The following is a 5,076-nucleotide window of genomic DNA, read 5'->3' as shown; positions in this document are numbered from 1 at the left end:
CCCCCCCCCCCCCCCCCCCCCCCCCCCCCCCCCCCCCCCCCCCCCCCCCCCCCCCCCCCCCCCCCCCCCCCCCCCAATTACCCCGTGCGCGCGGACTCGGCCTGCTTGCGCCAGTGGAGCCAGATGAAGATGGCGAAGGGGGCCGAGGGGAAGACGAACCAGGGCGCGGCGATGCCGGTGAACAGCAGGTTGAGCATGAAGAAGAAGAAGATCATGCCCGCCGCGCGCCGCACCTTTTTCGGCTGCGCCATCACCCAGTGATAGGCGCGGTCGGCGCGCTCGATGGTCTTGTGCACGATCCCCGGCTTGCCCGCATCCGCCGCGGGGGCGGGGCGCGGCGGGCGCGCGGGACGGGCGGCGGCGGACTGCACCGACCAGGCGTCCACCTTCTCCTTCATGCTCTTGACCTCGGAGGGGCCGACATGGCGGAACCGGGCCGAGAGCTGCTTGCGCACCAGCTCGTGCACGGTCGAGGAGATCATCACGCCCCCCGGCTCGGCGATCTCGCACAGGCGGGCGGCGACGTTGACGCCGTCGCCCAGCAGGTCCTCGCCGTCGACCAGCACGTCCCCGAGGTTCACGCCGATGCGGAAGGCCATGCCGGGCCCGGCCTCGGCCCCGAGCGCCTCCTGCACCTCGACGGCGCAGCGCACGGCTTCGACCACCGAGGCGAATTCGGCGATGATCGCGTCGCCCCAGGAATTCACCTGCCGCCCGTCATGACGGGCGAAAAGCTCGGTCATGATCTCCCGCGCCCGGCGCAGGTCCCCATAGGCCGCGGCCTCGTCCTGTTCCATCAGGCGCGAGTATCCGGCGCCGTCGGCGAAGAAGATCGTCGTCAGTTTGCGCTTCACCGGCCGTACTCCCGCCCATGCGCCGCCGCCTTGCGCCGCGGCCCGACACTGACACGCCCCGGCGCCGCGTTCCAGTCGCAGGCCAGTCGCAGGCCGGGCGGCGCCCGACGGGCCGCTGCATTTTCCTGAACGCGCGGTGAACTAATTGTTGAGCGTCTTGAAACCAGTCCCTAGAACCGTCTGGCGATTCTTCCGAAGGACATCCCCATGCGCCATTTCATCACCCCCGCGCTCGCCCTCGCCACCGCCCTCTCCGGCTGCGCCAAGAGCTCCGACGACGTCGTCGCCACCTACCAGTCCCCGGCGCTCTATGAAGGCTGGAGCTGCGGGTCCCTGGCGACCGAGGAAGCCGCGATCCGCCGCCAGGTCGTTTCCGTGGCCGGGGAGCAGGACGAGGCCGCCACCCGCGACGCGGTGGCGATGGGCGTCGGGCTGGTCCTGTTCTGGCCCGCGCTGTTCCTGCTCGCCGCCGGGGACGAGGCGGCGCAGCTTTCGGACCTGAAGGGGCGGTATGACGCCGTGAGCACGGCCATGACCACCAAGCAATGCGCCCGCGCCGTGGACGCGCAGCCCGGTCTCGCCGAGCCGGCCGCGAAAGGCGAGGGCGAGGACGGCGCCGCGCAGGATCTCGGCGCCGTCGCCGCCGCGCCCGAGCCCGAGGGGCCGCGCCCGGTCGAGGGCGCGCGGCTCGCGTCCTTCTCCGAGGCGCAGATGAAGACCTGGTGCGCCCAGGACTGGGAGACCCGCCAGGCCGCTGACGGGCGGACCGAGTTCAACCCCTGCAGCCGCCGCGACGCCTTCCAGTAAGGGGCCGCTGATTCCGCCCGCCGCGCAGCTTCCCGGCGCGCGGCGCTGCGCCGATCCGCTTGCCGATGTCCCGCGGGGGCCGCCCGATGGCGGCCCCCGCGCCCGTTCCGGCGCCGGTAGTGCTGACTGCGCCAACCTGCCGCAGCGCCGCGCGCCGCGGCGAAACCGCTGCGCAAGGAAATTGCGCGTGTAACGATGTGTCGGGGCAGGGCGCGGGTCGATCATCCTCCGCCGCTCCTCCCCGCCCGGCGCGCGTTTCGTTGCGCGCCCCCGCCGCGCCCGGCCCCCTGCGCCGCGCGGCCGCGCCGCCCGGGCCGCCGCCCGCGCCGCCCCGCGGACACGCCCGCGTTGCGCCGAGGCCCCGAGGGATGCTTACCTTGCGGCCGAACCGCCGCCGGGACCAACCGCGCGGCCCCCAAGGGTGCAATTGGGAAGGGATGGAAATGTCCGCGAAATCCTTCGACGTGATCGTGATCGGCGCCGGCCCCGGCGGCTACGTGGCTGCAATCCGGGCCGCGCAGCTCGGCCTCAAGGTGGCGATCGTGGAGCGCGAGCATCTCGGCGGCATCTGCCTCAACTGGGGCTGCATCCCGACCAAGGCGCTGCTGCGCTCGGCCGAGGTGTTCCACCTGATGGAGCGCGCCAAGGAGTTCGGCCTGGCCGCCGAGAAGATCTCCTATGACCTCGATGCGGTGGTGAAACGCTCCCGCGGGGTGGCGAAACAGCTCTCCTCCGGCATCGGCCACCTGATGAAGAAGAACAAGATCACCGTGGTGATGGGCGAGGCGACGATCCCCGCCAAGGGCAAGGTCTCGGTGAAGACCGACAAGGGGACCGAGGAGCTGGCGGCGAAGAACATCGTCGTCGCCACCGGCGCCCGCGCGCGCGAGCTTCCGGGCCTCGAGGCCGACGGCAAGCGGGTCTGGACCTACAAGCACGCGCTGCAGCCGCCGCACGAGCCGAAGAAGCTCCTCGTCATCGGCTCCGGCGCCATCGGCATCGAATTCGCGAGCTTCTACAACACCCTCGGCGCCGACACGACGGTGGTCGAGGTGATGGACCGCATCCTGCCGGTGGAAGACGCCGAAATCTCGAAATTCGCCAAGAAGCAGTTCGAGAAGCAGGGGATGAAGATCCTCGAGAAGGCTATGGTCAAACAGCTCGACCGCGGCGCGGACAAGGTGACCGCGCATGTCGAGGTGAAGGGCAAGGTCGAGAAGATGGAGTTCGACACCGTCATCTCGGCCGTCGGCATCGTCGGCAACACCGAGGGGCTGGGGCTCGAGAAGCTCGGCGTGAAGGTCGAGAAGACCCATGTCGTCACCGACGCCCATTGCGCCACCGGCGTGGACGGGATCTGGGCCATCGGCGACATCGCGGGGGCCCCCTGGCTGGCGCACAAGGCCTCGCATGAGGGCGTGATGGTGGCCGAGCTGATCGCCGGTCAGAAGGCCCACCCGACCGATCCGAAGAACATCGCCGGCTGCACCTATTGCAACCCGCAGATCGCGTCCGTCGGCCTGACCGAGGAGAAGGCGAAGGCGGCGGGCTACAAGATCAAGGTCGGCCGCTTCCCCTTCATCGGCAACGGCAAGGCCATCGCCCTGGGCGAGCCCGAGGGCATGGTGAAGACCATCTTCGACGAGAAGACGGGCGAGCTTCTGGGCGCCCACATGGTCGGCGCCGAGGTGACCGAGCAGATCCAGGGCTACGTGGTGGGCAAGACGCTCGAGACCACCGAGGCCGAGCTGATGCACACCGTGTTCCCGCACCCGACCCTGTCGGAGATGATGCACGAGAGCGTGCTCGACGCCTGGGACCGCGCGATCCACTTCTGACGTCGCGCGTCTTTCCCCCGGCTGCTAGGTTCACCTTGGTGAATGCGTGTCAGCCGGGGGGATTTCATGGAAACGGTCATGACCGACGTGCCGGAGCCGGGTTTCGAGACGGCCGTCTCGGCCGCCTCGGACGCGTATTGCTTCTGGAGCGCCGACAGGTTCTCGACGGCGGAGAGCGACGCGGCCGCGGATCTTCTGCGCGCCCTCTACGTGCTGCGGCTCTGGCGGACGGTGGCGCGGGTGATGGACGCCCCCGCCGCGAGCGCGTTCGAGGACGAGCCGCGTCTGCGTCTCGTCACCCGGCCCGAGACCATGGCGGACCGGACCGAGGCGGAGACGCGGCGGATCTGGGGCTACCTGGGGGACCAGGGCGTCAGCCAGACCGACGGCGTTCTGGAATTCGCCCTCGGCGAGGCGACCTTTACCGCGGAGGTGGCCGTCGAGTTCGAGGCGCTCGGGTGCCTGCGGTTCAAGATCAGGTCCAAGCTTGTGATCGCCAGCGCCGGGGCCGTGTTGACCGCGCTGATCGGCGCCCTGACCGCCATCGCGGTGGCGCCGGAGGACTCCGTGATCTCGCGGCTGTTGCGCCTGACCGAAACGACGGTCCAGCTATGCCATGTCGGGCCGATGCGGACCACGAACGCCGAGGCGCTGCTGGACAAGGCGGCGGCCGAGATGACGTTCCGCGTCGAAGACGTCGCTCACGAGTACAGCGATCCGGTGAAGGCGCTGCAGACCTGCCTCGACCGGATCGGCTATGCGCCGGGCGTCATCGACGGCGTCTGGGGGCCGGACACCGAAGCCGCGCTGGATCGCTTTGCGCGGGAGCAGGGCGCCGGGGCATTCAACACCAACAGCGGCGTGTACATGGGCTTCCTGCTCGATATCGCGCGCAAACGGCTGGAGTGACGCCCCTCAGTCCGTGAAGCGCACCTTGCCGATATAGCTCAGGTTCCGGTTCGCCTGGGCGTAGTCGATGCCATAGCCCACGACGAACTCGTCCGGGATCTCGAACCCGGTGAAGCGCGCCTTGATGTCCACCTCGCGCCGCGCGGGCTTGTCGAGCAGCGCGCAGACCTCGAGCTTGCGCGGCTTGCGCGCCGACAGAAGGTGGATGACGTGGGAGAGGGTGAAGCCCGTGTCCACGATGTCCTCGACCACCAGCACGTCGCGGCCCTCGATCTCTCCGCGCAGGTCCTTCAGGATCCGCACCTCGCGCGAGGAGGTGGTGGAGTTGCCGTAGGAGGACGCCTCGATGAAGTCGATCTCCACCGGCAGGTCCAGCTCCCGCGCGAGATCCGCGATGAACACGAAGGACCCGCGCAACAGGCCGATGACGATCAGCTTGTCGGTGCCCGCGTAATGCGCCTCGATCTCGTCGGCCAGGCTCTCGACCCGCGCGGCGATGGATTTGGCGGAGATCATCTGGTCGATCACGTAGGGACGGTCGGTCATCGGCGGGGTCCTCGGGCTGGTCTCGGGGGGGGGGAGGGGGGGGGGGGGGGGTGTGTTTTCCCCCCCCTCCCCTCAACCTATTTCTCCCCCCCTCCCCCCCCCTCCCCCCCTCCCCCTCTCCC

Annotated in this window: 5 protein-coding genes; 3 read left to right on the top strand and 2 right to left on the bottom strand. The window is 70.0% G+C overall.

What is annotated here, in order from left to right:
- Positions 1 to 77 precede the first annotated feature (77 nt).
- Entirely contained in the window at positions 78 to 854 is a 777-nt protein-coding gene (locus ACQ5SO_RS21190) for an adenylate/guanylate cyclase domain-containing protein (RefSeq protein ID WP_430943643.1), read from the bottom strand.
- A 207-nt stretch (positions 855 to 1,061) separates the two neighbouring features.
- On the opposite strand from ACQ5SO_RS21190, the gene ACQ5SO_RS21185 reads away from it, so the two are divergent.
- From ACQ5SO_RS21185 to ACQ5SO_RS21175, 3 genes are all read left to right on the top strand, one after another.
- Positions 1,062 to 1,661: a hypothetical protein gene (locus tag ACQ5SO_RS21185; protein WP_430943642.1), complete on the top strand. Its 600-nt coding sequence runs from the start codon at positions 1,062 to 1,064 to the stop codon at positions 1,659 to 1,661.
- Positions 1,662 to 2,104: 443 nt separating this feature from the next.
- Positions 2,105 to 3,499: a dihydrolipoyl dehydrogenase gene (gene lpdA, locus ACQ5SO_RS21180; RefSeq protein WP_430943641.1), complete on the top strand. Its 1,395-nt coding sequence runs from the start codon at positions 2,105 to 2,107 to the stop codon at positions 3,497 to 3,499.
- A 42-nt stretch (positions 3,500 to 3,541) separates the two neighbouring features.
- Positions 3,542 to 4,408 carry a peptidoglycan-binding domain-containing protein gene (locus tag ACQ5SO_RS21175; protein ID WP_430943640.1) on the top strand — a complete coding sequence of 289 codons (867 nt, stop codon included), beginning with the start codon at positions 3,542 to 3,544 and terminating at the stop codon, positions 4,406 to 4,408.
- A 6-nt stretch (positions 4,409 to 4,414) separates the two neighbouring features.
- Here ACQ5SO_RS21175 and hpt read toward each other — a convergent pair whose 3' ends face one another.
- Entirely contained in the window at positions 4,415 to 4,954 is a 540-nt protein-coding gene (gene hpt, locus ACQ5SO_RS21170; RefSeq protein WP_430943639.1) for a hypoxanthine phosphoribosyltransferase, read from the bottom strand.
- Positions 4,955 to 5,076 lie beyond the last annotated feature (122 nt).

The organism is Rhodovulum sp. DZ06 (assembly GCF_050586345.1).
GTDB lineage: Bacteria > Pseudomonadota > Alphaproteobacteria > Rhodobacterales > Rhodobacteraceae > JBOCEF01.
The sequence above is the reverse complement of the archived record's forward strand: the minus strand, read 5'-3'. Positions and strand labels throughout refer to the sequence as shown.

Excerpts from the sequence above, each read along its gene's own strand:
- ACQ5SO_RS21185 (WP_430943642.1), top strand. The coding sequence starts at position 1,062 with ATGCGCCATTTCATCACCCCCGCGCTCGCCCTCGCCACCGCCCTCTCC.
- hpt (WP_430943639.1), bottom strand. The coding sequence starts at position 4,954 with ATGACCGACCGTCCCTACGTGATCGACCAGATGATCTCCGCCAAATCC.
- ACQ5SO_RS21175 (WP_430943640.1), top strand. The coding sequence starts at position 3,542 with ATGCGTGTCAGCCGGGGGGATTTCATGGAAACGGTCATGACCGACGTG.
- lpdA (WP_430943641.1), top strand. The coding sequence starts at position 2,105 with ATGTCCGCGAAATCCTTCGACGTGATCGTGATCGGCGCCGGCCCCGGC.